The sequence below is a fragment of the Insulibacter thermoxylanivorax genome (assembly GCF_015472005.1).
GTDB classification, from domain to species: domain Bacteria; phylum Bacillota; class Bacilli; order Paenibacillales; family DA-C8; genus Insulibacter; species Insulibacter thermoxylanivorax.
In genome coordinates this window covers 1-1,528 of record NZ_BMAQ01000025.1, presented here as the reverse complement: position 1 = coordinate 1,528, position 1,528 = coordinate 1, and the positions used below count along the sequence as shown (strand labels likewise).

At 53.7% G+C, this 1,528-nt stretch carries 1 protein-coding gene; it reads right to left on the bottom strand.

Going from position 1 to position 1,528, the window contains the following annotated elements; translation table 11 throughout:
• Window positions 1–400 precede the first annotated feature (400 nt).
• Window positions 401–1,528 (bottom strand): IS110 family RNA-guided transposase (locus PRECH8_RS09955; RefSeq protein ID WP_200966958.1); only part of this gene is annotated, 1,128 nt, incomplete at its 5' end.

Here is a 1,528-nt window from a genome sequence, read left to right as displayed (position 1 = left end):
CCTCCCTCAAAGAATTAATGTTTTCTCCGTTTTTCTCACTGTTTCGCATGTTTTCATCTTTGACGTACGAAGCGCTTGTGGATAATATTTGACGAAAAGTGAATATTTGGGATCGACCTGTTGGCGGGAATAGAGGTGGTGCTCACCTCGTTTTAAAAACCGTATGGTCGCATATGGATCTCCACATGAACCCTTGTGGTTTACCCTCCCATATCTCCCTGGGTCGATGCCCTTACATTCCTTCGTTCTACCTCTCAAGGGGTGGAGGCCTGGCAAGCTCCTTAACGGGGTCGATGCCCTTATGGTGATGATTTCTCCCGGCCTATCCGTGCTTCGTTTGTCAAAGATCAACATGTGCATAAGCGGTGAAACGAAAGTGAGTTGCTAACCTGTGAATGAATTAGGCTGCTGCTTGCAATTGAGCCTCCCGATGGGGGCCGAGCACCTTGCTGGCGTCATAGTTCTTCTGCTTGCGGCCGAGTTCAAACAAGACGCGGATGAGCTTGTTGCAGATCGCAATCATCGACTGTTTCTTCTTCAGCGGGTTTTCCCGGCGCGTCGTGAAGTACAAGTGCAGTGCGCGGAACTCCGGATTCTTGGCGACCATCGTCAGGGCCGCCCGGAATAGCAAGGCCCGGAGGCGACAGCGACCTCGTTTGCTGATGGTCGTTTCCCCTTTATGAAGCCCTGAGCTGTTTTCCCGCAGGCTGAGACCGGCGTGACGCACGATTTGTTGGCTGTGATCGTAACCGCTCAAATCTCCGACTTCCGCCAGAAATCCGGCCACGGTGATAAGACCGATGCACGGCATGCTCATCATGTGGGCGGCTCCCGGAATCTGTTCCACCAGACCCGCCACAAGCTCCATCAGTTGCTCGATCTGCCTGCACAGCATGACGTACTGCTCCATATACATGGCTAGCTCATGCCTGGCCGCCGTAGCTCCTTCTGTAAGGCCGATGGACTTACGGGCTTTCCGGTAAAGCAATTCCGCTCTCTTGGGGCCTACGGCCCGGGTCACGCCGTTTTTCTTCCATATCGCCGCAATCGTTGTTTCGCCAGCGGCGATAACGTCCTGCGGCAGCGGAAAGTTCTGCAGCGTAATGAGCGAGGCCTTGCCTTCCCAGTCTTTAAACACTTGTGTATATTCGGGAAAGAAGCGATCCAGCCAATTGTGGATTCTTCCTTTCACGCGGTTCAAATCCCCGCACAGACGGTCCCGCTGATTCATCAGCACACGCAGGTCGGCATAAACGCCTTCCGGCAACTGTGGCTGTGTATAACGTCCGTCGATGACGAGTTTGGCGACGACTTTCGCATCTTTGATGTCATTCTTGGTCGGCGAGTTGTCGTCGAGTTCCTTGCTTTTCTTGACATGATGGGGGTTCACCAGCACGACTTCGATACCGTGCTGCTTCAGGAAGTGAAACAGCGGGAACCAGTAATGGCCGGTTGGCTCTACGCCAAGCAGTACGTCCGTCAGCCCATGCTCTTGCTTGATGGATTCAGCCCACGCCAGCAGGTTCAA